This is a genomic window from Mucilaginibacter flavidus, assembly GCF_024055575.1.
Taxonomy (GTDB): Bacteria; Bacteroidota; Bacteroidia; order Sphingobacteriales; family Sphingobacteriaceae; genus Mucilaginibacter; species Mucilaginibacter flavidus.
This window is the reverse complement of sequence record NZ_JAMXOE010000032.1, coordinates 39572-66475: the sequence shown is the minus strand read 5'-3', so window position 1 is coordinate 66475 and position 26904 is coordinate 39572. Positions and strand designations below refer to the sequence as shown.

The following is a 26904-nucleotide window of genomic DNA, read 5'->3' as shown; positions in this document are numbered from 1 at the left end:
GGCTTCCTTCAGATTCCTCCTCGCGAAGGACACCCTTGCCTTGGGTTAACGCTTCCCACTATCAAGGCGCGTTCGGGACTTCCACCCTATAGTTTGCGCCCGTGCCGGGCGCACACATAGAAAGGCCAGGTATATATACCTGGCCTTTCTACTTCAATATTGCAAATAATCCTCTTTTTCAGACTGTTAAAAATTCATTATTTGAGCCTTAAAACATATCATATCCTTTTACGTTCGGTATATATACCGAACGTAAAAGGATACAATGGTAACAAGACCTATTTTAATATTAGTAGTCAATAACTTAAGATGGCAAACAGATCTCGCGTTGTAATAGCAGCAGATGCCATAAAAACTATATTAAAAAAACAACCGGCAGCCTTGACCCGGGAAGATTTGCAACAGTTGTTCGATTCATTCCGCCATAAGTGGAACCTTCCATCCGGTATGACCCCGGAAAAATTCATTAAAGAACTGCTAGAAGAGGGTATTCTGAAAAGCGACCCGGTTTATGGCAGTTACAGGCTACCCTTGTATTATTTACCGGACCGGTCTGTTTACGAATTGGCCGGCACTATAACAAATGAGAGGTATTTCTCGCACAGTACTGCATTATGGTTATGGAATCTGATCAGTAATGAAAGTAAAAATGTTTACATCAATCAGGAACGAAGCAGCCCGTCTTCCAATACGCGCATTACCAAACTAACACAGCCTGCAATTGATAAGGCATTTTCACAACCGCAAAGACAGTCTGATAACCAAATCGTGCTTGCCGGATATGAGGTCACATTGCTTCAGGGAATGTATACAGGACGCTTGGGGGTAATTAACACATCGCTGAGAAAGATCAAAAACCTGCAAATAACAGACTTAGAACGCACACTGCTGGACTGTGCTGTGAGACCGGCATATGCAGGTGGGGCTGATGTTGTAGCTTCAGCTTTTCAAATGGCAGGAGCGCACGGGAAGCTGGATGTTTTGAAACTGGCGGATTACCTGACGCAGATGAACTATATTTATCCTTACCGGCAAGCTATCGGATTTTACCTGGAGCGGGCCAATTGTTTTAAGGCAGAACATATTGACATTTTCCGAGAGGAAAACTTTGAATATGACTTTTATCTCGAGCATGGCTTACAGGAGATTCATTATTGCCAGGACTGGCGTCTGTATGTGTCCGAACAAATGATATAGAAGCTCAACGTAATTATCGGCTTTTTTCCTATGCCTGATTATGCTATAACAAAAAGGCAAGTAAGAGCTACTTTTAACAGGTAAAGCCGCTTATAATCTTTTAACCATGATTTCAAAAGCTAATGCGTAATGGGTTGCTTTGAATAATGCGCTATGGTTTAATTTTATTGAAAAAGCACAGTTATTATAGATAAAACAACTTTTAGACAAGCAATACATTGTTTATTATAGACCAGATAAACTGCAAATTGGATAAACCAATCGCACTGACCACTCTTCGCCAATTTTCTTTCTTTTCCTAAAATCATGAACTTAAGCACTAAAGGTGGTCATTTTGAAATTGGCCAAACGGGGTCAATCAGGCGTGGTTTATCCAAATAGTGGCTTAAATCAAAAATGTTGTATAATTTCTAAAACTGTCGCAATTTTCTGTTATGCGACATATTTTTAATTTTTTGTCGCAATAGATTTATTTTTGTCGCACAATTAATGATTTCTGTCGCAGCAAAAAGGGTTTGTGGTGCCAAGCCATACTTTGTAATCCCACGTTTTAGGTGAGTAAGTTTATGCAGATAATCGTTTGGGTTTGGCATTCAGTTCCTTACAGCGTGTTCAAATATAAAATTTAAAGTCCGTTTGCCACTTTGAGTTACATGAGAAACATACTGTCCAGTTCGGAATATGAAGGGCGTGCGGTTTGAGCGCTTGTGAACAACCGAGCCTTATTCAACGCTTAAGCAACAAAAGCGCTTAGCCGGATCAAATGTCAAGGGCGGGCTAACCGCTGGAAGCGGACACAACGGCCCGCTTGTGCACCCTTGACGTTTGATTCCGGCGTGGGCTATCTTCGCGACTGCGGTGAATAAGGATTTTATTTTTTTCTCACCGGGAGGAAAACCCACAATGTATAACTGTGGCTTGTCAATTAAACAACCGTTGCTTTTTACTCCAAATTTCCAGGTATAGTGCCTTTTTTTCGGGGCTCATGAATGATGCTTCAATCATCTTACCAACCTCCTTATTACTAGAGGAAAATTTGTTATACGTATTCCTAACGGCGGTTTCAGGTATATTCATGCTTCTAGCCAATATATCAAAATCAGATAATCTAATTCTTTTCTTTTTGCCGTTTATTGTCAGGGCCAGTTCTTCATCGTCCTGTGGATTAACAAGATTCACATTAAGCTGGTCATAGGCAGGACTTAGACTTACTCCTTCGTCCGTATATAGCACAGAAAAGTTTTTCAGGTGCATATCATTGTTGCCTGTCAAAAAAGAAAATAACACCAGTTCAAAATAAGTCAGTGCATCAAAACCAGTTTGAGTGCAATATTTCAGAATAAGCTTGCCGATCTTTTCGTAAGAGCCCTTGTATTTATTTTCCGTTAAAAATTCAGAAAGCTGGCAGAAATCTTCCATGTGAACTTTATGGCCTTTTACCCGGTCAAATCGCTTGGCCAGATAAACCAAACTACCGTCTGACGCCTCCATTAAAGTATGATCACAAGTTGGCATTTTAAACAGGCTTGCCAAATGCATAGTCAGATCTTCTGATTGCGGCATTTCTGGAAAATCAGGATGCTGCGGTTTAAGTATGTATTCTCCCCAAAGTCCTACTATAGTCAGACGGTTCTGGTACTTCGTCTTTTCCAGGGTAACAGAAAGCTTGGGCTGAACTCCGGTCACAGCGATCCTCTTGTTGATGGTCTGTTCGGCCAACGTTTTCAAAAGTTTATTATTCAATTCCAGTTCAGGTACTTTAGCCGTACCGAAAAATCGCTTTGAACATTTTTCATGATAAGACGATGTACCTGCATCCTGATAACAAAACCAACAATTTGCCATAGCTTAATCTATTTCGGGAATAACCGTTACAGCTCCGATTGCATCCCTGCATGTTAATAGTAATAATTCAAACCGGTCATTGCTTTTGACCTTCCAGTGTGTTGTTGCCAAATCCAGTAGCCAACCTTCCGGTATCAAGCCATCGAAAAAAGCAAACAATACTTTACTTTCATATTTCTGGGTTGACAATGGCAGCGTTAAGCTTACCGGCTTTGCGTTCTTATTCTCTAAATAATCAGCCTGGTAAGTAAATTCGTAACCATCATCAGTTTCCGCAAGCACACCAGCCAGCGTGTCCTGAAAATATACCAAACCTTTCCTACTCATCATTTTTTACTTTTAATACCACTCCGAGTTCTGCGCCAAATAACATCAACACCTGATTCACTTTATCCATCCGCAAAGTTCGTTTTCCCTGTTCCATCTCACGAACAACCCTAAGTCCGACTCCCGCTTTGGATGCCAGGTCTTCCTGTGTGAGATTTAGTGATTTCCTTTTTTTCTTCAAATACTCTGACAACATATTTATACCCTTTCGGGTACAAATATAAATAAAGTTTATTAATTATACCCTATCGGGATTATATCTTTCATTAATATCATAATTATACCCTATCGGGACTATATAGCAAAATTACACTTATTTTATACCCTATCGGGATTAAAGGTTAGTTTAAAAAAATCAAATACCAGTTTTTTAATAAAATAAACCAGCGGGCATATTCAAGTAAATTATTATTACAGAATTAGTTCATTGTTTATGTCAAGGCCTGGCAAACCAAAAAAAAGCAATATATAATGCCCGTTTATGTAGCGTTTTATCCCGGCTTGGGTTACTGTCGCTTTAGCGGTGAGTAAGGCAATATATTGGGTGTGGCCGAAAGCAAATCTGTTAGGAGCACAGCGACATTCAGTTTTGCTGCGCGGGCGCGAAGGCTGACAGCGAATGAACGTAGTGTGATAACACGTGGTGCAATGAGCTGTCTGCCGTAGCGCCTTTGACAAGTTATCCCAGTGACAAATCCTATTAGCTACGGTTTTAAATTATTCGATACGCTTTTAGCATATCCCGGCTAAGCCGCCGAGATTTATAGGTGTAAACAAAAAAATGTGGCCTAAAATATTCTGGGAAATTAGGGGTGTATTAGGGTAGTAGTTTTTAGCGTCGATTTTCTGTAAAACGCAATAATTAAACATTCAGTTTTACTTTTTCCCGAGCTTTTCAATGAATAATGGAGATAAAAAAGGAGAAAATCCTACAATTTTCTCCAAAATGCTGCTACCCTTTTACTACTGTTTTGCTAACTGCAAAAACTTAAAATTTGTTGGTAAATAAGGATGAAAATTAACATTTATTAACAGATTAGTTGACAATTCTTGGATTTTTAATACGGTAATCGTATTAATTTAATATGGTAATCATGTTAATTTAATACGGAATGTCACACTTATTGTGCTTTTTGTCCACTTATTTTGTATTAAACGACATGTGCGATTGTAACCTATCGGCTTGATAATGCCCTTGTCGGCAAAATAACTTTAATGCGATAGTTAACGAACATACTAATTGAGAATTAATTTAAAATAGACGTAGCTGCTTTAATTATGAACATAGATAAACAGGAAAGGATCAAGAGCATATTCCGCAGGAAGATTCTCCCCGTGTTTATCAAACTTAATGGCTCCGTTCCAGCTGAGTTAGAAATTGCTATTATTGAGAAAAGCAATATTATAACGGCAGTAAAAGATCAGTATATAGCAGAAAGTGGGGAAGCCGAAGACGGACACCTGATCTATTTTGAAAGCGGTATCGCCCGTTGTTACTATTATGATGCTACATCTGATAAATTTATTGTTACCCGGATTACTAAAAAAGATGATGTCTTGATCGATACAAACGCTTACCTATATGGTTCAAGGCAGACAGATAACATCCAAATGCTGGAAAGCGGAACATTGATAACGCTTAGTTACGCAAACCTGAAATTGTTATTGGCTGAATTTCAAACCATGTATCCTACCTTTTTGTATTTCCTGGCTGAAAGAGAAAAACAGCATTCTGCCTATCAACACCTCTTAAAGTCAAGCGTGGAAGAAAGGGTAAAGATATTCTTAGCAGATAATCCCGGCATAGCTACCAGAATCAATAATGACCATATTGCCAGTTATCTCGATATGAGCAGGACAACGTTTAGCAGCGCCTATGCGAAATCCCGGGCCGATAATGCTAAAAATAGTTAATGCAATTATCTCATCGGGTCACCTTCTATAGATAAATCCGAGAAATTTTCTGTCGTGTAGCCGACATTAAATTGTAGTCCAAACGACACCCAAATGTCCCCCAAACTACTTCAAAGTGTTTTCAACCGGACAGCTATAATTTCCAGCCTTATCTACCTTCGATAACATCATATCAATATAACACATCCAGAATTTTAAACCAGAGCAACAGAACGAATGGCTGTTGTTTTAAAACATAGGGAGTACCGATTTTCATACCGCCCTTTCCGGGCGTTGAAGCATTCAGAACTAAAATGACAGTCCCTAGGCCTATAGCTGTCATTCATGTAAAAACCGGACGGTGCTGGTGAGTTGAACTCCGGGTCGGATGCAGGGAACGCGCGGACGGCGATAAGTCCTAATCAGCAAAAAGGGCAGGTGGCACCCCAGTTGGTAGCCGTTTTATTAATTAACAGGAAAAAGAAAGGTAAGCAGATGAAGACGTTGGATGCAGAAAGGATCAGGGACATTGCGGAGGAATTTACTTCAAAGGCAATGCTGGCCGCTATGGCAACGCTTTGTATCCGCTTCTTCATGGCTTGCATGACGGCATCAGTAAGATTTTACACAATGACCGAAATGACTTCCTTTAGCTGTATTTACGCCCAAAAGAGAATTGTTAACCGAATTGTTCATCATCGCAAGTTTGCTTTGTTTCCGGGTTACGCCAAACATAATTGTTCAAATGAAAATCCAAACCTGTAGCAGGTACAGATTTTTAAGGTAGCCTCAAACCTGAAAGAAAGGCAAAAATACATTGATGAAAAACACAATATTTTGGTTATGGACAGCATTATCAGTAAAAAGCAACGGTTCCAGCTTACCAATAAGGGGAAGGACCGATTAATTTTGGCTATTTGCTCGCTCTGCATATTTTTATTTTTATATACCGCCTGTGCAAAGCTTATGGACCATGGCAGATTTCTAAATGGTTTATACAATGTCGAAGTTATTGGCCGCTTTGCGTTTTATATTTCCTGGCTTGTTCCCTTAGCAGAGATCTTAATAGCTATTTTACTGATCATCCCGCGAACTCTAAAATTGGGCCTTTACAGCTTTTTAGGCCTAATGATACTATTTACCGTTTATATTTTAAGTGTGCTGTTATGGGCGAGTAAGCTTCCATGCCATTGTGGTGGTGTCATCGAAAAATTAAGCTGGACACAGCATGTATGGTTCAATCTTACATTTATTGCGCTTTCCGTATGTGCACTCCGCTTACTAAAAACAAAAGATTAACTTAAATAATATCAAATGAAAGACTTACATAAACTTGTCTTAGGCCTCATGGTAGGCGCTATGGCAATCAGTTTCAGTGCATTTACAAATGCCAAAACTACTACACGTTTAACTACTTATTATTATAACGCAGGTGAGCAACCATGGAGTTCTACCGGCGGCCTTCCAGCTGACCAAAACTCGTCGCACTATTCTACAGTTTCTGGTTCACCAAGCTGTGATCAAAGTACAAATATTTGCACCTACAATCTTGTAGGTGGGAAATTTGAGCAGGCAACTGAAGGGACGATTGATAATTAATAATGTAATTAATGTAGGATGATTAAACTTCATCCTACATTTTTAAATTGTCTTTAGCATTATTTACCATTCTTTAAATAACCCTCGATAAACTCAATCAACTTTTCCGGTTGATCGTTACCTGAATAGTCAGGCCTTGGTAGATGGTCTGATATTAACTTTCCGGAAGGATCTATAAATAGCAATTTGGGGTAACTATTCCCAGGATTATACTTTTTTAGAAAATCGTTATTAAAACCACTCCCCCCTGTATAAAGGCATATAGTGCCGGATGCGTGCCAGTATTTTCCAGCCCATGGATTCGATTTAGATGGTATAGCATTATTAGTAATGCTTGCTATCCATTTGTCTTTGTTAACGTCAACGGAAATACTTAGAAATATGATGTTTTCGTTTTTCATCTTTTCATGAACAATCCTTAATGCTTTGTTCGCATAAATACAAAATCCGCATCCTGAATACCATAAATCTACCAGGACATATTTCCCTTTTAAGTCCGAGAGTCTTACAGCTCTGTCAGATGTATCTTTAAAGGTGTAATCCAGCATTAATGTATCATTGGTCCTATTACCAATCTTCATTTGTTGGGGCTTTATGCTTTTTGAAGATGGATTTGCTGGTAAACAGTAGCTTGAATTTGAATGGAGACCACTGAATGTTAAGCATATAATGAATACGTATTGAATTATATTGTGAAGTTTCATAATCGGGTTTTTAATTATCTATCGTCTTGTTGAATACCAGAAAGGGTTATTACATCAGGCGGAATGGGTAACGCGTAACGCGGATCATTCGGCGGTAGCGTATAAGTTGTTCCGTTTAAATTGCGGGTCAGGGTGATGTTATATCCTTCCTTATTCAAGCGCCGGATATCATTCCATCGTAAACCACGCAGCACCAATTCCTTTCTCCGCTCTTTTAAAATGGTATCCAAGAGTGCAGTTCCCTGAAGATTCGCTTTTGGAATATAGGTGCCGGTTTTCCATCGGGTTACCAGCAGCGTGTTCAGATCGTCCAATGCTCTGAAGATATTATTTGCCCGTGCGAAACATTCAGCCCTGGTCAAATACAGCTCATCGGTAATTATTCCATTAGAAAACAGGCTTTGGCCTGAATATCCCCGTTTTTTATTGATGTAGGTTCCATTTTTTGCGAAATAAACCACCTTCCTCAAATCATTGGCATTATAGGATTGGTACAATAAGGTGTCTATTGAATATCCCTGTGATGATTTAAGATACGATGTAGGATCTGCTGATATCAATAAATTTTGATAAACAGTTTCGCTGTTCGTTGAATTAAATGGAAGGCGGGCCGTGGCATCTACCGTGTTATAATCTATCAATGTATTTTGCAGTTGTAAAGCACTATCTGCATATAAGCCTGCTTTTGAATAATTCCGCATGGTTAAATAGACGCGGGACAGGAATCCGAACACAGCCGCTTTTGATGGCCTGTTTTGATAGATTGGTGAGGTATTATTGGTCAATAAAGACCTTGCCTGTATGACATCTGATAGAATCTGATCATAGGTCTGTTTAATAGTGGGCCTGATGGTTGGCGCATTGATATCCGCTGTCAACCGCAACGGTATGCCCAATTCCGTATTAAAGGTTACGCTATCATAAGGTAGTGCGTACACCTGCGCCAGGTCGAAAAACATCCAGGATCGCATAAATAAGGCGCTTCCTTTTATATTGTCATAAGTAGCGCTATTTGATCCATTTCGACTGATGCCATTAAGTTGCTGCAATACAACGTTGGTGTACAATACCTGGGTATAGGGCATATCCCAGTCTGAGATATTTCCTTTACCTGCGAAAATTTCCTTCGCCCAGACATAACTATTGGAGAAATAGGGGGCAAATTCATTATACCAGCTATTGTATGTCATATAGTAATCATCTGATGAGACCTCGCCCAAAGAAGGGCTTTCATGAATAGAAATGGTGTTGTCTAACAGTAATTGCAAATCGTTTAATGAAGTAGGCACGTCCAAATTTGTAGCTGGCTTTTTATCCAGGAAGTCCTTTTTACAACTGGTAATCAAAAACAAGCTGCATAAAAACAGCATTGCATTTATATATATTTTGGTTTTCATCTTTAATCCGTTTAATTATTAAAATCCTACTTTTAATCCTAGTGAATATGTCCTTGGGTTAGGATATATATTGCCGCTGTAATAGAGACAGTGGCTTTCGATTGGTGATGTTAAATTGCAGCTATGAATATAGATAAAAACACGCGTTTGATTGACCTGACCGTTGCGGATTTAATGGTCATTGTAAAAGAATGCATGACCGAGTTCATGCTGGTTGATGAAACCTTAAATGACGAAGACGAAATTGGCGGATATGAGATCGCCGAAACAATAACCGGGTATTCCCGTCAAACGCTTTACCAGTTAAAATCTGCCGGAGAATTGCCTTATATAGGTTTACCCGGTGGGGGTATCCGGTTTTCAAAAAAGATGTTAATGAACTGGTTGCTATCCTATCAAAAGCTTACGCACAGGGAAATACAGGAAAAAGCGGAAACCCTGAAACTTAAGCGCAAGCTGCGAAGAAAATAGTGGTTAGTACAAATTATTCAGATAGTATCCTGTACAGTTCCAGGTTTAAGTAGTAATTGCCTTTACCGATTACCCTCTTTTCCAAAACACCCATTTCCGTTAACTGATCAAGGTATTTTCTGGCGGTATTTTCAGCATAAATACCACCGCTAACAAGGTGCTTTACCCGTGTGTAAGGTTGGGTAAATATGGCGTTGACCAACGATTCGGGGCGTGCGATGTCGGTATCTTCGATGATGGCTTTTAAAATGGCATCCTTTGCACTAACGATGTCATTGATCTTGTCATAGGTGATGTTCGAAGTCTCCTCGACGGCTTTCAGCATATACAACAACCAGTTCTTCCAACTTCCTCTTTGGGTTACCCCGGCAAGTCCGGCGTAGTAATCATCTTTATGGTCCATGATGTAACGGCTTAAAAAAAGGATCGGATAATCCAGCAAGCCTTTTTTGGTCAGGTAGTGGATATTGAAAATCCTGCCAGTGCGGCCGTTGCCATCGCGGAAAGGGTGTATCGCCTCAAATTGAAAATGACCAATGGCCATTTTGAGCAATGGATCTACCGAATAAGTTTTGTCATCGTTCAAAAATTCGATCAGATTGTGAAGTTTAGCTTCGACTATTCCTTTGCCTCTTGGCGGCGTATAGGATACTTTACCGGCATTGGGACCGGTGCCGCCCTCTTTGATGACGATCTGGGCGATGGGTGTTCTGATGCCATCATTAAACTGGCAAACGATCCGGTACATTTTAACAAAGTAATTTTCGTCAAAAACCTGATCTTCATTCAAATAGGCATAACCTTCCCATAAGGCCTCACGATAATACAGCACTTCTTTAGACGGTCCGGTGAGTTGCTGAATTTGTTCTTCACTGTAAGCCTGGTACAGTTCATCATCAGTGGTAAAGATGTTTTCTATTGCGCTGGATGCTTTTGCTTCCTGTAAACTAATAGAATTAATAAGCAGTCCTTGGTTAGGGATGACGATACTTCTGCCCTGTAAGCGGCCGAGCGCCGCTTTGGCATTACCCAATTGACTGTAAATTTCCACATCTTCATAAAGGTGTTTGTCAATAGGCAGTTCCGGCAAGGTATTCCATGGAACGTTCCGGTCAGGGTTTACTCGGTATGGCATAAGCAAATGTACATTATTGACATTAAAAATCAAATATTTTAAGGCGAACGGCTTTTTGTGGCATTAAAGCCATGCCAGAGGGTATCGATGACCTTAAAAGTAGAAAGTTTTAAGGTATAACTCGATTTTCGCTTTAATATGTTTTTGGAAACTTTATAAATGTAAAGAAGTTCTATTAAGCAATTACTTGTTTAGCACACTAAATTTTTCATGATGGCACGTACAAGAATTGCACATTGGAACGAACCGATGTATTGATAAAATATGCAGACACACGTAAAGTATTGAAATAGATGATCATACCGGATAACCTTACCAAGTTCAATTCTAACGGTGAACGAATTATTTATTATAAGTTCAAGGTCGACCCGCAGGCGGAACATTACTATGTCCTGCATTCTCTTTTTACTAACTTTCACATAAAAAGCATATCCGGGGAATTGGATTTTCTTGTACTGGCTCCGGGGCACGGGATTTTCGCGCTGGAAATAAAGCATGGCCGTGTTAAACGTGAAAACGGGTTGTGGTATTTTACCAATCGCTTTGGCAAAACCTCCAGTTCGGCGAAAGGCCCTTTCCGGCAGGTCAGCGATACAATGCATTCGATACGGGATTATATCTTAAAGTCTGTTGAAAATAAAACCGACGTACATCAGCGGTATTCCCGGTTGCTGTTTGGCAACGGGGTTATTTTTACAGGAGAGGATGAGCAGCCGAATTTCGGGCCCGAAGGGCATAGCTGGCAGGTAATGACCCGTGATACTTTGGCTTTGCCAATCAACGCATACATCGCACAGTTGTCAGCCGGATGGCACGGTATTAATAAAAGCAAAAACTGGTACGATGCCAATTTGTCTAAGCCTACTGATGCTGAATGCCGGCATATCTTGGCGATTTTAAGGGGTGATTTTTTGATCGATTATTCTCCTTTGAACCAAATGCTGGATGGCGAATTTCTAATTGAGTCGTTCACCCGGGAACAATTCAAACTATTGGATTTTGTTCGTTTTAACGACAGGTCATTGATCGAAGGGGAAGCCGGCACAGGCAAAACCTTAATGGCGCTGGAGTTAGCCAGAAGGAGCATGGCTGATGGAAAGCGAGTTGCCCTGTTTTGCTTCAATAATAAATTGGGCAAGCGATTAGCCTGCGATATGGATAAATTGGCCGTTGGAGCAGAGGGATCATATTTCGCCGGGTCCCTGCACACTTTTTTGATCAAAAGCACGGCTATTAATGTTCCGGAATATCCTGATAATCAATTCTTCTCGGAAGTACTGCCGTTTGAATTTCTGCTTGCTAATGAAAGTATCCCGGAATCAGAGCAATTCGAGGTTTTGATCGTTGATGAGGCACAGGACCTGATCCACCCGTATTATATGGAGGTATTTAATGTGATTCTGAAGCAGGGTATTAAAAATGGCAAATGGATATTTTTGGGTGATTTTTGCAACCAATCCATCTATAACAAAGATGCCGAAAGCATGTTGGCATCACTCAGCGGGCAAACCAGTTTTGTTAAATTTCCGCCGTTGAAGATTAACTGCCGGAACACCAAACGGATATCCATTCACAATACTTTGCTCTCGGGCTCGACTCCGCCGGAATTCCTGTCTTCTGCTTTAGAGGGCGACAGCCCCAAAACCGAATTCCCGGCCCTCAGCCATGTCCGTAACCGCATAGAGCTACTTATCCAGGCATTAATGCAAAAGGGCATACCCAGAGAAAAGATTACGATCTTATCACCAAAATCACTGACCAATTCCGGCTTAACGGCCTCTGATTTTTTACATAGCTTTATAGGGGATGACGGGAAAGCTTTTAGTACGATCCAGTCTTTTAAAGGATTGGAAAATACGATCATCATTTTAACAGGATTTGACGAATTATTATCAGAAGACGCGCAACGGCTGCTTTATGTTGGCATTTCAAGGGCACGGCTGCAACTGTACCTTATTTTTAACAAAACGGTGGAAACCCAGTTCAGTACGCTGATCAATAAGAACTCTGGAAAATTACAAAAATGGACATCAGACAAAAATTAATAGAAGCGATCGGCCGGGAGATCATTGGGCCGGCACCTCATCCGGCTTATTCAGCGGAAGACGGCGAGGAGTTGATCCTTTCCCGGATCCATGGTACACCGAAATCCCGTTATGGTGTGGCCATGTTGTATCCGCAACTGACGATTAACGAAGGGGAGGTGGACGATAAAACCGCGTCCGCTGTGGAACCGCTTTTTGCTGAAGAAAACGAAGAACTTAAAGGATCCAGGATTACCGATATAACGGGCAGTGAAGATGACGAAGAACCGGTAAGCCTGGCCAATCAGTTCCTGCCGTCGGCTATGGGGTTCACCCTGCGTTTTAAAAGGACGCCGGCGCAGAACACGATCATACTCAAAACATCAGCAGCAGCTTATGAGCGGGAAAAGGGATTTCGGCCCGTTCTCAAAGTGGCGCCGGAAAACGCAGGGCAGATGCCGGTGACCAAAGCAAACGGGGAGGTTATCGAAAGCGAATTCTGGAAAAGGAAATCGTTCGCCATTGATCCGGTCACGATAGACCTGGGAACTATTAAAAAAGAAAAGATCGTAAAAGACATTCCTTTGATCCAAGCCGATAAAGGCGACTGGTTAAAATTAAAAATATATAACCGGACAACGCCAGCGGATGATAGCGAAGGTTTCCTGACCCTAACATTTGTGTTGGTGAATTGTATGAAATCAGTTACTGACGGTTCTCGTAACGACAAATACATCCTTTATCAAACGAAATTGCGACTGGAAACAGAAAATGAAGCATTGATCGCGCCTTATTCGGAAAGAGTTGCTGCAACCAATACAGCGGAGGAAGATCAGTTGAAACTGCTTTACAGGAAAAAGCGGGTATACGCTATCGGACATGGTACGGCGGTAAACTGGAAACTCCGTAATCTCGGGGTAGAAAGTGTAGAAACATCGGCCATCCCTGTTTACGAAATGCCGCAGGTCGCGCCTGCCGGTGATGTTGTCCAGAGTATGTACGATTTGTCCACCGAGGGTAACTGGGGCCAGGCGGCCGGGATCTTAAACGATCTTCTTTCAGCCTATGAACAATGGATCAACGGGATCGAAAAAGAAAAAGAAGGTCTGGAAAGCCAATATCAAAAGGCGGCGGCGGCCAGCATTGCTAAATGCAGGGAATGTTACGACCGTATAAAAAGAGGAATAGAAACCCTGCTCGCCGCTGAGGAGAACTCGGACCTCGTCCGCTGTTTTAGATGGATGAATTCCGCCATGCCCTGGCAGTAGCAGCGGTCAAAGACCAAACAGCGTCTTTGGAAAAGAAACGGTACGGGGAAAGCCGCATTTTATGAACTGGAAGGGATCGGCGGCGGCCAGGGAAAAGACTTTCAAGGTTTAAAGGCCTATCATGATGCCTCTCCGTATAATGGCAAATGGCGCCCCTTCCAGCTGGCATTTATACTCTTAAATATCCACTCTGTTGCCGATCCGTATGGCAATGAGCGGCGTATCGTTGATCTGATCTGGTTTCCTACCGGCGGCGGAAAAACGGAAGCTTATCTGGGATTAAGTGCCTTTACCATATTCATGCGCCGTATCAAAGGTTTTAAGAATTTTGACTGGTCATTCCATAACGGGACCGCGATACTCATGCGGTATACGCTCAGACTACTTACGACACAGCAATATGAACGTGCCGCATCCCTCATATGCGCCTGCGACCTGATCCGGAAAGCTAACGTTGAATTGGGCAGCGACCCTATCTCCATCGGCCTGTGGGTTGGCTGAAGTTCTACGCCAAATACCCATAATTCAGGCGAAGGTAATGCCGTGACCCAATATAACCAACTGGTGCAAAAGGATAACGCGCCCTATAATTTTATCGTGATGAAGTGCCCCTGCTGCGGCGCGCAAATCGGAAAAGTTGATAAGGCGACTTTAAAAGGCCTTTCCAAAAATGACGGGCCGAATGGCCATGTCGTTTTCAAATGCGAAAATAAGCATTGCGAATATAGCGGTTTGGAATTGCCACTTTTCGTCGTCGATGAGTATATTTATCAAAAGCATCCGACACTTATACTTGGGACAGTTGATAAGTTCGCTATGATCCCCTGGAAAAAGGAAGCCGGCTCCATTTTTGGCTTTCGGGAGCACGAGGGTTCCTGGGCGCGTATTTCGCCCCCGGAACTGATCATTCAGGATGAGCTTCATTTGATTTCCGGTCCGCTCGGCACCATGGTTGGTTTATACGAGGTGATGGTCCAAAACTTATGTATTAATTATGGTGTCAGGCAAAGCCCGTTTCTACCGGATGACAGATCAGCAGGTTTCGTCGGTAAAGTAATCGCATCTTCCGCAACCATAAGCCGCGCTGCTGAACAAGTAAAATCCTTATACGGAACAGATCAGTTATCGATCTTTCCGCCACAGGGCCTGGAGTTTGGGAACACCTGGTTTTCAGAAGAGAAGGCGATCAGTGATCAATTCCCGGCAAGGACCTATGTTGGCATACTGGGGTCTGGCTATCCATCTATTCAGGCCTCGATCATCAGGTCATATGCAGCCGTGCGTCAAAAAGTTAAGGAGCTGTCCGATAATGAAAAAATAGATTATTACTGGACCTTACTCGGCTATTTTAACAGTATCCGGGAGCTGGGGAATGCCTCCTCATTAATCTATGCTGATGTAAGGGAACGTCTCAGTCAGTTACAGAATAGGGAGCTTCTTCCTTTTACTTTACGCAGGAAGTTGTTTAAATCAGAAGAATTGACGAGCAGGATATCGGCTTTTGAAATACCGGAAGCTTTAAAAAAACTTGAAAAAATTTTCAGTAACAACCATAACCAGGCGATAGATATTTGCCTAGCGACAAATATGGTCGCAACCGGAGTGGATATTTCCAGGCTGGGGCTGATGTTCGTTCATGGTCAACCAAAAACAACGGCTGAATATATTCAGGCAAGTTCCAGGGTGGGGCGGGACGTGCCGAAAGGACCGGGGCTGATCTTTACCATTTACAGCCCGTCAAAACCAAGGGACAAATCGCTCTATGAAAATTTCCAGGGCTACCATATGCGTATTTATGCACATGTAGAACCGACTTCGGTAACACCTTATTCCATAAATGCCAGGCAAAAGGGCTTACATGCGGTATTTATCGGGCTGATGCGCCATTTAGCCGAAGGAAATTTGAGGACAAATGCGTCTACCCAAGGTACGGATTTTCAACAGTTAGCCGTAAAGGTCAAGGAGCTGATTATAGAGCGCTGTGCCATTTCAGACCCGCATGAGCTTACCAATACAACAAATAAGATCGATGAGATCATCCATTTTTGGAAAGGCCGTTTCCAGAACTATGGCGACGCGGGTAATTTTAAGATATTGGGCGATGAAGATTATGTTCCGCTGATGTACGCGTCCAGCGCGGAAGTTAGAGACGAAATCAGAAAGTCTTCGCTTTCAACTCCCACTTCCATGCGGGGAGTGGACTCAGAATCACGAATTGTTATAGTAGACCAAAAACTGTAGTATGGCAAGGAACTTAAGAAGCGGGCAGCTGTTGAGCCCATTTGGTATAGGTCAAATCGTCAATTTTCCTAATGAGGAATCCTTGATGATTTGTGGATTGGACAATTGGGACGATATTCTTGTAACCCGCAAAGAAGAGGTCGGTGCGGCAAGTGTCGACGAATCGGAATTCACCATTCGCGAAAGACGCCTGGAGAAAATGTTGGGCGTGGAGAAGTTCAAAGCACCCTGGGCATATAAAAAGGCCGGAAAAATGAATACCAAGTTATCCATTCCGGCAATCCGGTTTCCCGGCTGGCATTATTGCAGTGTTTGCGGTTATATGGTTCAGATCAGCTATGATCAGAAAGATGTACCCGAGTGTAAGCAGACGCGCAAAGGGAAAGACTGTAATGGGAGATTGGTGCCGATGCGTTTTGTCGCAGTCTGTCAGCATGGGCATATCCAGGATGTTCCATTTAAAGAGTGGGTCCATGGCGGTCCTATCACTGACACCAATCATCATTTGCTTAAGTATGAATCAGGCACAGGCTCTGGCGAACTGGCGAGTATCTCGATCAGGTGTAGTTGCGGGCAGCGGAAATCGCTGGCCGGATTGCTCAATGTTCGAAAGGCGGGAAGTATTGTTTTTGATAGCGCGCTGGCCCGTATCGGTCATGGGGAAGATGATGGCAATTTCAGTATAGAAAATCCAAATAATAGCAATACCAATGGCCAGTATTGCCTTGGGCACAGACCCTGGCTTTGGCCGGAAGGCGTCAAAAGTGCCCGCTATTGTGGCGCCCATCTGCAGGTGCTTATCAAAGGTTGCTCCAACGTGCATTATTCTGAGATTGTATCTGCATTATATCTCCCGGAAATCGAAGATAAAGTGAATCCATTGGTATTACAGCTTATCAATCGGTTGAATGGGATGGCGGGCGATCAGACGGGCCTCGATTACTTAAAAATGTTTTATAATCAGGATCCAACAGGGAATATATTACGAGCTGTATTGATGGGCCAACCCGAAGTAATTAAAGGACAGATCTTGTTGGATGAACTGGTACAGGAAATTATCTCGGTCATTGCTGACAAGGGCGGACAGGATATAGCCGACGAAAATAAGAGCGACAACTTGTGCTTTGAGGAATATGAATGTATTTTGAAGGGAAGAAATTCCGAAAGCGCTGATTTTAAGGCGCTAAGGAAATCCTTCGAAAATTATGTGGACAACGAGTTACATAGCGAATCCTTTGAAACGGTAGTATTGATCGAAAAGCTCAAAGAAACACGCGTTTTTAAAGGGTTCTCCAGAATAAATGGCGCTGGGTTTTGGCCCGGTAATGACTCTAGTCAAAATTTGACATTACATACGGTTAATTGGCTACCTGCTTCGGAAGTTTTCGGGGAGGGGATATTTTTGCAGTTTAAAGATGATAAAATTGATCAGTGGCTGTTAAATAACGGACGGTACCAGCGTTTGTTAAACCAATACCATGACATTAATAACAAGAGGCAGATGACCTTTACGAACCGGGACATTAATCCTGCATTTGTACTAATTCATACTTTTGCCCACCTTTTAATAAAACGATTGTGTTTTAATTGCGGGTATGGATCTTCGTCGCTGCGCGAAAAGATATATTTTAGCAGTGACCCCGGAGAACGAATGAATGGTGTCCTGATCTATACGTCTTCGGGCGATTCAGAAGTGTCTATGGGAGGTCTTGTACGGCAAGGCACGGAGAAGTTTTTGAGTAAACTGATTAAGGAGGCCATCGAGGATTCGAGGTGGCGCTCAGCTGACCCGGTATGTTCAGACATTGGACAATCCAGTGGCCAGGGGCCAGACAATGTGAATGGGTCCGCTTGTCATAATTGTTGCATTGTTCCGGAAACCAGCTGCGAAGAATATAATGTATTATTGGACAGAAGTTCGTTAACAGGAACCCTGGTAAATCCGGAATGGGGTTTTTTTAGTTAGGATTATTAATCTTCCCTATGGTCTTTATGGAAACTGATAAACCTCAGATTTTTGTATAACTAAGCCGCTAACTTTTTTAAGCCATGTTTTGGTTGGACCAAAACGACTGACAAGTAAAATTAAATTTGATAGCAACACTTCGTTTATTAAGCCTATTTATTTTTTAACTACTATTGACATCGATTAATTATAGCCACATTACGCTAATTATTCGTTAACAATAAATTGCATCAATCGCTATTAATACTTATCTTTATATAAGTCATTAGGAATTAAACTATTGCAAATTATTTGTGGGAAATTCGAGAGTAGCCACTTTTGCAAACTTGTAATATATTGAAATACTGAATGTTATAGGGATAGGTTCATGTCCCGTCCATTCCGCTTAGATAACATCTAAAATTGTCAAAACCCCTCAGATTCATCATCTGAGGGGTTTTTGATTTTCAGACCGGGCTGGGGTTAATTCGCGCTGCTTAAATAGGTCACCAAATTATTTATACTTTTTGCTACAACCGCAACTTGCTCCTGCGCTTCTTTCCAGTTGCGCTGTTCTATTGCTTCGCGAATTCCAGGCAGGGTTTTAACGCCATAGCCGGTATAAAAGCCCGGAGCATAAATAGTATGCCTGTACCATGGGCGGCGCGGCAAGCCTTCAGACAGGAGTTGCTGCTCTGCACGATAAAGCATTTTGTTCATTTTATCATTGTCGCCGTTAGCCTGTGATGCTGTTGCCCAATTTACAGCAAGTTTATCCGCAACTTTTTTAAGCGTATCAACAGCTGCTTTTAGGGCAGTAAAATCAAGTTTTGGTACGGTATCTTTCGCAACCGGCATTTGCTCGTGTTTGGTTGGGTCTGTAGCTAAGCCAAAATCGTTGGCTTTTATCAGCTGGTTTTCCATGTCGGTGTTTTCACGCATTTTGTCGGTCAGCTCGTTTACCTCGGTAACATATTTATCAATAGTGGTTTCCAGGTGGCGGAAATCAAATGGTAATAATTCCGCATCGGCCATACGCAACACAGCATGCCCGGCAGTTTGTGCAAGCGCAACACCGTATTTAAACGATGAATCTTTAAATCGGCGATAGTCATCAAACGAATCATAAATGGAGTGGTATTCACCACCGCCATCTTCACCACCAAAGGCAATATCCAAAGTTGGTATGCCCAGATGCTGTAAAAACGATGAAAAATCCGAACCCGAACCCAGGGCTTCCAGTTTTCCGCCTTTACGGTCCAATATCTCTTTTTTATCTTTTACTGATGATGCCTCCACAAGTTCATGTGCTTTTTTGCGGTCGAACACGCTTACATTGGTTTGCGGGTCGGTTACGTTTTGCGTTATCTCGTCCATAAATGGTTCCAGCGCCTGCGAGCCGCCGGTGCCTAAAAAGCCACGGCCATTGCCATCAGAGTTGATGTAAACCACTGTTTTTTCCTGCAGTTCTTTGTCGTGTCCCTCGGCAAATTCTGTCGAGCCCAGTAATCCCGGCTCCTCGCCATCCCATGAACAATAAATAATGGTACGCTTTGGCTTCCAGCCGCTCTTCAGCAAATCGCCGAGCGCTTTAGCCTCATCCAGCATAGCCGATTGTCCGCTGATAGGGTCGCCGGCTCCATTTACCCAGCCATCGTGGTGATTACCACGCATCACCCATTCGTCCGGCCATTTGCTACCTTTTATCTTGGCGATAACGTCGTAGGCAGGAACCAAATCCCAGTTAAATTCCATTTTTAAATGCACTGTTGCCTTACCTGCGCCGATATGGTAGGTTATCGGCAGACTGCCCTGCCAATTGCCGGGTGCAACCCTGCCGTCCAAGGCAGCCAGTAATGGCTGGGCGTCGTGGTAGCTTATAGGAAGCACAGGTATTTTTAATATCGTTGGAGCATCCTTCCTGTCCAGGCGTTTGGCATCTTTGGTAGCCCCAACGCCGGGTGTAAGCGGGTCGCCGGGGTATATCACCATATCCATCACCGAGCCTCGCTGAACGCCGTATTCGTTTTTATAGGCACCTTTAGGGTATACATCACCCGCGGTGTACCCATCATCTTTCGGGTCGGAGTAAATAATACAGCCAATCGCGCCGTGTTCGTAAGCAACTTTCGGCTTTATGCCGCGCCAGGAGCGGCCGTATTTGGCAATTACGATTTTACCTTTTACATCAACCCCAAGCTTTGCAAGCGTTTCATAATCATCAGGCAGGCCATAGTTTACAAATACAAGGGGTGCGGTTACATCGCCGTCGCCACTCCACGCATTATAGGTGGGTAATTGATTGGCCTGGTTGGACGTTGCATCTTCTGCTAAAGCCGGCTCTTTTAATAAAGCAGTATATTTTGTTGGGCCGGTCAATTCCAGTACCCTTGTTTTTGGGGTCGGGAACAATACCGTATAAGTTTCGATATGTGCATCCAACCCATAGCTTTTATATTTCTGCAAAATCTTTTCTGCCACTGCCTTGCCACCGGGTGAGCCTACGTTATGCGGATAGGCCGCAAGTTCTTTAATAGTTTCGCCAATGCGGGGCGCGCTAAGCGAGGCATCAAAAGCCTGCTCGGTTTGCAGTTCTTTGGCTGCTGATGTTGGGGTAAAGCCGCTGATGGTTTTTTGCTGTGCCGATGCAGCCGCTGTTATTGCTATAAAAGAGAGGGTAAAGATTTTTTTCATTTTTGAAGGATGAATGTGATGCGTGAAAATAGGGTTTAATGCGCGGAAACGCAAATGGTTCGTGGCAAATGCTTCGTAGTTAATGGTAGTTATGGCGCCGGTTATTTATTCAACATCATTATCCGGAAAAAAGGGCTTCTTTTAATGGCAATTTCATTTATATTTATTCTGATTTATCACCCGGTAACCTATCAACAAACATGTTATGCGCCTAGCAAGAAAATTTCTTTTTATCTGTTCATTATCGCTCTCTGCAGCAGTCTGTGCGTCGGCTCAAAACCTGCCCGATTCAACGATAAAAAAAATTGATAACCTGTTTAAGTATTGGGATAAAAATACCAGCCCGGGATATGCTGTAGGTGTTGTGAGAAATGACTCCCTTATTTTTGCCAAAGGGTATGGCATGGCCAACCTGGAATATAATATACCTATTAAACCCGAAACTATTTTTCACATGGCCTCGGTATCCAAACAGTTTACGGCTTTTTCTATCGTGCTGCTGGCCAGGCAGGGAAAACTGAACCTTGATGATGATATCAGGAAATACCTGCCGTGGTTCCCGGATTTGAAGGTAAAAATTACCGTCAGGAACCTTTTAAACCATACCAGTGGCATTCGCGATCAATGGCAATTGCTTGCCATTGCCGGTACCCGGCTTGATGATGTAATTACGCAAGACCAGGTTATAAAGATACTAAGCAAACAGCAGGCCCTTAACTTTAAACCGGGCGAGGAGTACAGCTATTCGAACAGCGGGTTTACTATGCTGGCCGAAATAGTACGCGCTGTTAGCGGCAAAAGCCTGCGCAAGTTTACCGACTCGGCCATTTTTAAACCGCTGGGAATGAACAACACCCATTTCCATGATGACTATACGGAGATTGTACCCAACCGCTCCTATTCGTACGATCGCACAAGGGGGCATTTCACAAACAGCACGCTTAGCTATTCTGTTGCAGGCGCTACCAGTTTGTTTACCAATATTGATGATATTGGCAAATGGGTGATGAATTTTTATGATCATAAAGCAGGCGACCAAAAAGACATTGAACAACTAACACAAAAGGGCAAATTGAACAATGGCACAGAAATAGATTACGCCTTAGGCATATCGGTAAATGATTTCAAAGGGCATAAAATCTATTCGCACAACGGTGCTGACGCTGGTTACCGAACCATGGTTAGCGTATTCCCCGATCTGAAAATGGGGTTTATTATTTTCAGTAACCTGGGCGACACAGACCCTTTTGGCAAGGCGCAGCAGTTGCAGGGCCTGTTTATTAAAGATGCATCGCCACAAAAAAAATCTCCCAAGCCTGCAGTTGCAGACAGCACAGGGGCAATATTCAACGATACCCTGGCGATCAAAAAAATTACCGGGAGTTACATCTCAGAGGACGGAGCCCGTTTTGCGTTTAAGCTGAAAAACCGGAAACTATTTTGGGAAACAGGCAGAAATAATAACCAGTTGGTTAAGCACGCAAATGACACGCTGGTTATGCTCAATGATCCGACTGTAAAATTTATTTTCACGGTAAAAAGTTCTAAGGAAACAATAGTCGAACAATATTGGCCCGGGAACCATCGCAAGCTGATAAAATACGATGCCGATGCAAAACCAACTGATGTGCAATTGCAAGTATATGCCGGCAACTATTATTGCCCCGAACTGGATTGCAGTTATCAGATCGTTTTAAAGGACCATCATTTGCTGTTAACTAACGCCAAATACAACGACATGCCGCTTACTTTATACGGCGATAATCATTTAACCAACAATTTTTGGTGGATGGATAATTTGCAAATCGTTAGAAATGCGAAGAACCAGGTAACCGGGTTCGAGGTTAACTCGGGGCGAATAAGGCACTTGCTGTTTAAGAGACAGAACCGGGATTAAGCTGGGTTAAACTTTTGCATTCGGCCAGAAATATGCCTGTCGGCAATAATTCAACACTTTACAGTCTTCTTCTTTTTGCCTTGCGCGCCACGGGCTTTTACCTTGTCAATATAGGTTGTGGCATCGGGTACTTTGCAGGCTGTCCCAGTTGTATCAACGTATACAGCCCCAATTTTAGTAGCGGCGGCAACGGCTTCATCGGCCAAAGGGAGTATATAGCAGCCCACATTCATTACGAAAATATTCATCCTGGCCTTTACCCTGTTGGCCGACGTATGTATATTATTTATAACCCTTTGCAATAAGGCGCGGTAAGTAGCCAGGTTCAGTTCACTATCTGCCTTCAACGCCGCTACATTTCCCAAGGTGGACCATCCTGCAGCGGCAACATGGTCCTTATCACTATCTATCCACTCCAAACCCAGCTCAAACCCATAATTACTTTCGGCTGCCACCCATGGCACAGTATATTCATTAATATTATTTGACAGGGCCTGTTCGGCCCAAGCCTGCAAATCGGCTTTGGTCATTTTGCTATCGTCGGTAATCAGGCCGGCAAGGTACATGGCATCGGCATTACCGGTAGCATAAAGGTCTTTGGCCAAAGAGTAGTCCTTTTTTACCTTTTTCTGGATTGTTTTTAAATGCTCAATCTTAACGCCGAAAAAGGGTTCCTTTACACCATGGTTTAAAAGGATTTTCTTGATGCTTTCGCTGCCATGCGCCTGCAAATCGGCCATGATTTCGTTTACGGTCATTTTTAAACAGATTAAATAATTGATTTAAAAATACTTAAATATAGTAAAACCGCGAATAATTTTGCAAGGTGCTGCTACTCAGCTTATTTCACTAATCGGTACGCAAAAAGGGGCTCTGTTTTATTAATACTGTGCGACGTCTTGGTTACGTCAACAACATCCTGCTTATATTCAAGCTGATAAGTAACGAGTAATTTATCATCAACAATCAGTTGCTTTCTAATAAGATTATACTTAGCGTCATAAAAAAAGAATACGCCGCTTAAATACGTTTTTACAAGGGAGCCTTTATCGTTGTATTGGAACCGTTTCTTTATTTCACGGTCTTCGGCTCCCAGCGCTGAATAGTCAACCTCCAGGAATTCGCTTGCCAGCTTTGATTGGTTTGGGTTAACCGGAGAATATTGCGTAGCTTCTTTTCTTATAAGATTCCCGTTTTTATCATAGTAATACTTGTTTTCGCCCCGCAGCGATCGATGATTGCCTGCATCAACCTCGAACGTTGTGGCGCTTTCAATCAAGCCCCTGGTGTTGAATTTGAAACAATTTACCCAGCTATCTGCCTGGAAATTTATAGTCACCTCAAGCGTATCGCCAACTCTCTTCAATGCATTTGCATGAAAATTGTTAAAATCACCTTTTAAAACGTATGCCAGTTTTTTAACATTGACAGCGCAGCCATTCTTTTCAACGGTATTGTCAGAGGTGCACATGTAACGGGCTAAGGTATTATAGTAGGACGGCTTAACCGGGTTTATGTCCACCATCGAGCCGCCTCCCTGGTAATAATCTTTTGTAAAATCCAGTGTGTCAAGTGCCGTATTGTTTTTTAGCATAACAACCTTAGTTGAATTGTCTAAAAAACTATGGCTGTTGTTTAATATAAGATCAATAAAAGTGCGGGCGGCATCATCGCGTTGCTGATAGCGCTCCTGCTGTACTGGTATCACCATATCCTGAGCAAGGGCGCGACATAAAAATATTGATGCGAGTATTGCGAACGTAATTTTCATTTTGGCAGCTTACAAAGGTAAATAATTACAAATATAGGGAATGATTCTTGGGGGAGAACCTGTCGCTCGCACATCGACTCACCCTAACATAACAATCCTGCAACACAACAATAACCAACCAATAATCCATTATATTTGGCCTTTAACTAATGCAACTCCAGCTAATGAAAAAAATACTGACCGCTCTTTTCGCCTGCGCAACCGTAATAGCGTCGGCACAAACAAAAACTAACGATATTTTGGTTCAATATGTTAAGCCCATTATTGGCACGCAGCGTATGGGGCACGTGTTCCCGGGTGCAACGGTGCCTTTTGGTATGGTGCAGCTTAGCCCCGAAACCGATACCGCCAGTTACGAGCTGAACGGCAAATACAACCCCGACGTATATAAATACTGCGCCGGTTACCAGTACGATGATAAAACCATTGTAGGATTTAGTCACACCCACTTTAGTGGTACCGGCCATAGCGATTTGGGCGATTTTTTAATTATGCCTACTGTAGGCGCGGTAAAACTAAATCCAGGCACTGCCGACAAACCCGGCAGCGGCTACCGCTCGGCTTTCTCTCACGCTAACGAAGTAAGCGAAGCCAATTATTACAAAGTAAAGCTTGATGCCAGCAATATTACGGCTGAAATGACCACAACCACCCGTGTGGGCTTTCATCAATATACTTTCCCAAAATCAGATAACTCGCACATCATTCTTGATTTGATGGCAGGGATTTACAACTACCCGGATAAAAATGTGTGGACTTACCTGCGCATGGTGAACGATAGTACGGTTGTGGGCTATCGCTCAACAAATGGCTGGGCGCGTACCCGTACCCTTTATTTCGCCATGACGTTTAATAAACCCTTCATCCAGATGGGATATAAAAAGTTCGACAAGCGCGAAGTGTATGGCGGTTTTTGGGGCAAGTTTGCCAGGGTGAAAAACTTCCCGGATTTGGCCGGAAGGCAATTGCGCACCTATTTCGACTTCAAGACCGAAGAAGGTGAAAAAATCAAGATAAAATTTGCCATTTCACCGGTGAGCATCGATGGCGCATTAAATAACATGAAGGTTGAAATACCGGGTTGGGACTTCGACAAAGTAAAAAATGATGGCCAGGCCGAATGGGAAGCGGAATTGCATAAAATTGTTATCGACGGCAGCCAGGACGAAAAGGTGGATTTTTACACCTCGATGTACCACGCCATGATAAACCCAACCATTTATATGGACGCGGATGGCCAGTACAAAGGCCTCGACCAAAATGTGCACAAAGCCGAAGGGTTTACCAACTATACAACCTTTAGCCTTTGGGATACGCATCGTGCGCTGCACCCGTTGTTCAACATTATCGACCCGAAACGAAACTCGGACATGGTACAAAGCATGATAGCCCACTTCGACCAAAGTGCCGAACACATGTTGCCGATATGGAGTAACAGCGCCAACGAAAACTGGTGTATGAGCGGCTACCACAGCGTATCTGTTATTGCAGATGCCGTAGTGAAAGGCAATGCGCCTTTTGATGCCAACAAAGCGCTTGACGCCTGCGTAGCCACCGCGAAACACCGTGACTATGAGGGTATAGGTTACTATATGGATATGGGCTACATTCCTGACGAGAAAAACGGCAACTCAGTATCCTCAACCCAGGAATATGCGTACGACGATTTTTGCATTGCCCAAATGGCCAAAAAGCTAAACCGGATGGACGTTTATGAAGAATTTAATAAGCGCGCCCAAAACTGGAAAAATGTGTACGACCCTAAAACCGGCTTTATGCACCCCAAAATGGCCGATGGTACCTTCCGCAAAAACTTCGATCCATTTACTACCATTAACCAGGGCTTTATCGAGGGGAATGCCTGGAACTACACCTTATATGTTCCTCATGACCCGGAAGGGCTGATAAAAATAATGGGCGGCGACAAGCGCTTTATTACTTATGTAGATAGCCTGTTTAGCTATAACCTGCCTGATAAATATTTTGCCGAAACAGAAGATATTACTAAGGACGGCATCATCGGCAACTATGTGCATGGTAACGAGCCATCGCACCACGTGGCCTACCTGTACGACTGGACTGACAAGCCCTGGAAAGCGCAGGAGAAAATAAGGATGATATTACCCCGCATGTACAAGCCAACTCCGGACGGGCTTGGCGGCAACGACGATACCGGCCAGATGAGCGCATGGTATATTTTTAGCTCGCTGGGCTTTTACCCCGTTGCTCCTGCTACCGATCAGTATGCCATTGGCAGCCCTGCGGTACAGCACGCCGTTATTCAAGTTGGCGACGGAAAAACCTTCACCATTAACGTAAAAAACCAAAGCGATAAAAACGTTTACATACAAAGCATTACCCTTAACGGCAAACCACACCCGGGCATGTTTTTAACCCATGCCGATATTATGAATGGCGGTGAGATCAGTTTTGTGATGGGAAGTAAACATAAGTAGTTATTGGGGGTTGGTTGATTAGAGATTAGTAAGACGTCTT

At 42.9% G+C, this 26904-nt stretch carries 22 protein-coding genes; 13 read left to right on the top strand and 9 right to left on the bottom strand.

The window, feature by feature from the left end:
- Positions 1–309 precede the first annotated feature (309 nt).
- On the top strand, positions 310–1197 hold the full coding sequence (locus tag NAF19_RS27840; RefSeq protein ID WP_252793651.1) for a type IV toxin-antitoxin system AbiEi family antitoxin domain-containing protein: 888 nt from the start codon (positions 310–312) through the stop codon (positions 1195–1197).
- A 921-nt stretch (positions 1198–2118) separates the two neighbouring features.
- On the opposite strand, the gene NAF19_RS27835 is transcribed toward NAF19_RS27840, so the two are convergent.
- From NAF19_RS27835 to NAF19_RS27825, 3 genes are read right to left on the bottom strand one after another with little or no spacing between them, the layout of a single operon-like run.
- Positions 2119–3042, bottom strand: a complete 924-nt coding sequence (locus NAF19_RS27835) for a HipA domain-containing protein (protein WP_252793650.1) — start codon at positions 3040–3042, stop codon at positions 2119–2121.
- A 3-nt stretch (positions 3043–3045) separates the two neighbouring features.
- Positions 3046–3372, bottom strand: coding sequence for a HipA N-terminal domain-containing protein (locus NAF19_RS27830; RefSeq protein WP_252793649.1), 327 nt, complete (start codon positions 3370–3372; stop codon positions 3046–3048).
- Positions 3362–3565 carry a type II toxin-antitoxin system Y4mF family antitoxin gene (locus tag NAF19_RS27825; protein ID WP_252793648.1) on the bottom strand — a complete coding sequence of 68 codons (204 nt, stop codon included), beginning with the start codon at positions 3563–3565 and terminating at the stop codon, positions 3362–3364. The genes NAF19_RS27830 and NAF19_RS27825 overlap by 11 nt, the downstream gene beginning before the upstream one ends.
- A 1082-nt stretch (positions 3566–4647) precedes the next feature.
- Between NAF19_RS27825 and NAF19_RS27820 the strand changes: the two genes are divergently transcribed.
- The 4 genes from NAF19_RS27820 (at position 4648) to NAF19_RS27805 (ending at position 6861) form a co-directional block, all read left to right on the top strand.
- Positions 4648–5283, top strand: coding sequence for a Crp/Fnr family transcriptional regulator (locus NAF19_RS27820; RefSeq protein WP_252793647.1), 636 nt, complete (start codon positions 4648–4650; stop codon positions 5281–5283).
- 417 nt (positions 5284–5700) lie between these two features.
- Positions 5701–6027, top strand: coding sequence for a hypothetical protein (locus NAF19_RS27815; RefSeq protein ID WP_252793646.1), 327 nt, complete (start codon positions 5701–5703; stop codon positions 6025–6027).
- A 78-nt stretch (positions 6028–6105) separates the two neighbouring features.
- Positions 6106–6561, top strand: coding sequence for a MauE/DoxX family redox-associated membrane protein (locus tag NAF19_RS27810; RefSeq protein WP_252793645.1), 456 nt, complete (start codon positions 6106–6108; stop codon positions 6559–6561).
- 15 nt (positions 6562–6576) lie between these two features.
- Positions 6577–6861 carry a hypothetical protein gene (locus tag NAF19_RS27805; RefSeq protein ID WP_252793644.1) on the top strand — a complete coding sequence of 95 codons (285 nt, stop codon included), beginning with the start codon at positions 6577–6579 and terminating at the stop codon, positions 6859–6861.
- Between the two features lie 59 nt (positions 6862–6920).
- Here NAF19_RS27805 and NAF19_RS27800 read toward each other — a convergent pair whose 3' ends face one another.
- Together NAF19_RS27800 and NAF19_RS27795 are read right to left on the bottom strand one after the other, a co-directional pair.
- Positions 6921–7565, bottom strand: coding sequence for a TlpA family protein disulfide reductase (locus NAF19_RS27800; RefSeq protein ID WP_252793643.1), 645 nt, complete (start codon positions 7563–7565; stop codon positions 6921–6923).
- 14 nt (positions 7566–7579) lie between these two features.
- The gene (locus NAF19_RS27795) at positions 7580–8962 is read right to left on the bottom strand and encodes a RagB/SusD family nutrient uptake outer membrane protein (RefSeq protein ID WP_252793642.1); all 1383 of its coding nucleotides are present in this window, start codon (positions 8960–8962) and stop codon (positions 7580–7582) included.
- A gap of 123 nt (positions 8963–9085) precedes the next feature.
- Here NAF19_RS27795 and NAF19_RS27790 point away from each other — a divergent pair, with 123 nt between their 5' ends.
- Entirely contained in the window at positions 9086–9433 is a 348-nt protein-coding gene (locus tag NAF19_RS27790; protein WP_252793641.1) for a helix-turn-helix domain-containing protein, read from the top strand.
- 13 nt (positions 9434–9446) lie between these two features.
- On the opposite strand, the gene NAF19_RS27785 is transcribed toward NAF19_RS27790, so the two are convergent.
- The gene (locus NAF19_RS27785) at positions 9447–10568 is read right to left on the bottom strand and encodes a Fic family protein (RefSeq protein ID WP_252793640.1); all 1122 of its coding nucleotides are present in this window, start codon (positions 10566–10568) and stop codon (positions 9447–9449) included.
- A 293-nt stretch (positions 10569–10861) separates the two neighbouring features.
- Here NAF19_RS27785 and NAF19_RS27780 point away from each other — a divergent pair, with 293 nt between their 5' ends.
- From NAF19_RS27780 to drmB, 5 genes are all read left to right on the top strand, one after another.
- Positions 10862–12613 carry a nuclease-related domain-containing DEAD/DEAH box helicase gene (locus tag NAF19_RS27780; protein WP_252793639.1) on the top strand — a complete coding sequence of 584 codons (1752 nt, stop codon included), beginning with the start codon at positions 10862–10864 and terminating at the stop codon, positions 12611–12613.
- A complete protein-coding gene (locus tag NAF19_RS27775) occupies positions 12592–13860 on the top strand; it encodes a hypothetical protein (RefSeq protein ID WP_252793638.1) in 1269 nt (422 codons plus the stop codon). The genes NAF19_RS27780 and NAF19_RS27775 overlap by 22 nt, the downstream gene beginning before the upstream one ends.
- 300 nt (positions 13861–14160) lie before the next feature.
- The gene (locus NAF19_RS27770; protein ID WP_252793637.1) at positions 14161–14361 is read left to right on the top strand and encodes a hypothetical protein; all 201 of its coding nucleotides are present in this window, start codon (positions 14161–14163) and stop codon (positions 14359–14361) included.
- Between the two features lie 63 nt (positions 14362–14424).
- A complete protein-coding gene (locus NAF19_RS27765; protein ID WP_252793636.1) occupies positions 14425–16101 on the top strand; it encodes a helicase-related protein in 1677 nt (558 codons plus the stop codon).
- A 1-nt stretch (position 16102) separates the two neighbouring features.
- Positions 16103–18067: a DUF1998 domain-containing protein gene (drmB, locus tag NAF19_RS27760; RefSeq protein ID WP_252793635.1), complete on the top strand. Its 1965-nt coding sequence runs from the start codon at positions 16103–16105 to the stop codon at positions 18065–18067.
- Positions 18068–18529: 462 nt separating this feature from the next.
- Here drmB and NAF19_RS27755 read toward each other — a convergent pair whose 3' ends face one another.
- Positions 18530–20740: a transferrin receptor-like dimerization domain-containing protein gene (locus NAF19_RS27755; RefSeq protein ID WP_252793634.1), complete on the bottom strand. Its 2211-nt coding sequence runs from the start codon at positions 20738–20740 to the stop codon at positions 18530–18532.
- Between the two features lie 205 nt (positions 20741–20945).
- Here NAF19_RS27755 and NAF19_RS27750 point away from each other — a divergent pair, with 205 nt between their 5' ends.
- Positions 20946–22637, top strand: a complete 1692-nt coding sequence (locus NAF19_RS27750) for a serine hydrolase domain-containing protein (protein ID WP_252793633.1) — start codon at positions 20946–20948, stop codon at positions 22635–22637.
- Positions 22638–22687: 50 nt separating this feature from the next.
- Here the strand turns inward: NAF19_RS27750 and NAF19_RS27745 are convergent, their stop codons facing one another.
- A complete protein-coding gene (locus NAF19_RS27745; protein WP_252793632.1) occupies positions 22688–23395 on the bottom strand; it encodes a DNA alkylation repair protein in 708 nt (235 codons plus the stop codon).
- A gap of 83 nt (positions 23396–23478) precedes the next feature.
- Positions 23479–24408: a hypothetical protein gene (locus tag NAF19_RS27740; protein ID WP_252793631.1), complete on the bottom strand. Its 930-nt coding sequence runs from the start codon at positions 24406–24408 to the stop codon at positions 23479–23481.
- Between the two features lie 164 nt (positions 24409–24572).
- On the opposite strand from NAF19_RS27740, the gene NAF19_RS27735 reads away from it, so the two are divergent.
- Positions 24573–26864 carry a GH92 family glycosyl hydrolase gene (locus NAF19_RS27735; RefSeq protein WP_252793630.1) on the top strand — a complete coding sequence of 764 codons (2292 nt, stop codon included), beginning with the start codon at positions 24573–24575 and terminating at the stop codon, positions 26862–26864.
- The last annotated feature ends 40 nt before the right edge of the window (positions 26865–26904 follow it).

What these genes read in the sequence shown, in the direction of transcription:
- NAF19_RS27745 (WP_252793632.1), bottom strand. Translation starts at nt 23,395, where the DNA reads ATGACCGTAAACGAAATCATGGCCGATTTGCAGGCGCATGGCAGCGAA.
- NAF19_RS27750 (WP_252793633.1), top strand. Translation starts at nt 20,946, where the DNA reads ATGCGCCTAGCAAGAAAATTTCTTTTTATCTGTTCATTATCGCTCTCT.
- NAF19_RS27780 (WP_252793639.1), top strand. Translation starts at nt 10,862, where the DNA reads ATGATCATACCGGATAACCTTACCAAGTTCAATTCTAACGGTGAACGA.
- NAF19_RS27775 (WP_252793638.1), top strand. Translation starts at nt 12,592, where the DNA reads ATGGACATCAGACAAAAATTAATAGAAGCGATCGGCCGGGAGATCATT.
- NAF19_RS27830 (WP_252793649.1), bottom strand. Translation starts at nt 3,372, where the DNA reads ATGATGAGTAGGAAAGGTTTGGTATATTTTCAGGACACGCTGGCTGGT.
- NAF19_RS27770 (WP_252793637.1), top strand. Translation starts at nt 14,161, where the DNA reads ATGCGCCGTATCAAAGGTTTTAAGAATTTTGACTGGTCATTCCATAAC.
- NAF19_RS27795 (WP_252793642.1), bottom strand. Translation starts at nt 8,962, where the DNA reads ATGAAAACCAAAATATATATAAATGCAATGCTGTTTTTATGCAGCTTG.
- drmB (WP_252793635.1), top strand. Translation starts at nt 16,103, where the DNA reads ATGGCAAGGAACTTAAGAAGCGGGCAGCTGTTGAGCCCATTTGGTATA.
- NAF19_RS27825 (WP_252793648.1), bottom strand. Translation starts at nt 3,565, where the DNA reads ATGTTGTCAGAGTATTTGAAGAAAAAAAGGAAATCACTAAATCTCACA.
- NAF19_RS27835 (WP_252793650.1), bottom strand. Translation starts at nt 3,042, where the DNA reads ATGGCAAATTGTTGGTTTTGTTATCAGGATGCAGGTACATCGTCTTAT.
- NAF19_RS27810 (WP_252793645.1), top strand. Translation starts at nt 6,106, where the DNA reads ATGGACAGCATTATCAGTAAAAAGCAACGGTTCCAGCTTACCAATAAG.
- NAF19_RS27840 (WP_252793651.1), top strand. Translation starts at nt 310, where the DNA reads ATGGCAAACAGATCTCGCGTTGTAATAGCAGCAGATGCCATAAAAACT.
- NAF19_RS27800 (WP_252793643.1), bottom strand. Translation starts at nt 7,565, where the DNA reads ATGAAACTTCACAATATAATTCAATACGTATTCATTATATGCTTAACA.
- NAF19_RS27790 (WP_252793641.1), top strand. Translation starts at nt 9,086, where the DNA reads ATGAATATAGATAAAAACACGCGTTTGATTGACCTGACCGTTGCGGAT.
- NAF19_RS27820 (WP_252793647.1), top strand. Translation starts at nt 4,648, where the DNA reads ATGAACATAGATAAACAGGAAAGGATCAAGAGCATATTCCGCAGGAAG.
- NAF19_RS27755 (WP_252793634.1), bottom strand. Translation starts at nt 20,740, where the DNA reads ATGAAAAAAATCTTTACCCTCTCTTTTATAGCAATAACAGCGGCTGCA.
- NAF19_RS27785 (WP_252793640.1), bottom strand. Translation starts at nt 10,568, where the DNA reads ATGCCATACCGAGTAAACCCTGACCGGAACGTTCCATGGAATACCTTG.
- NAF19_RS27740 (WP_252793631.1), bottom strand. Translation starts at nt 24,408, where the DNA reads ATGAAAATTACGTTCGCAATACTCGCATCAATATTTTTATGTCGCGCC.
- NAF19_RS27735 (WP_252793630.1), top strand. Translation starts at nt 24,573, where the DNA reads ATGAAAAAAATACTGACCGCTCTTTTCGCCTGCGCAACCGTAATAGCG.
- NAF19_RS27805 (WP_252793644.1), top strand. Translation starts at nt 6,577, where the DNA reads ATGAAAGACTTACATAAACTTGTCTTAGGCCTCATGGTAGGCGCTATG.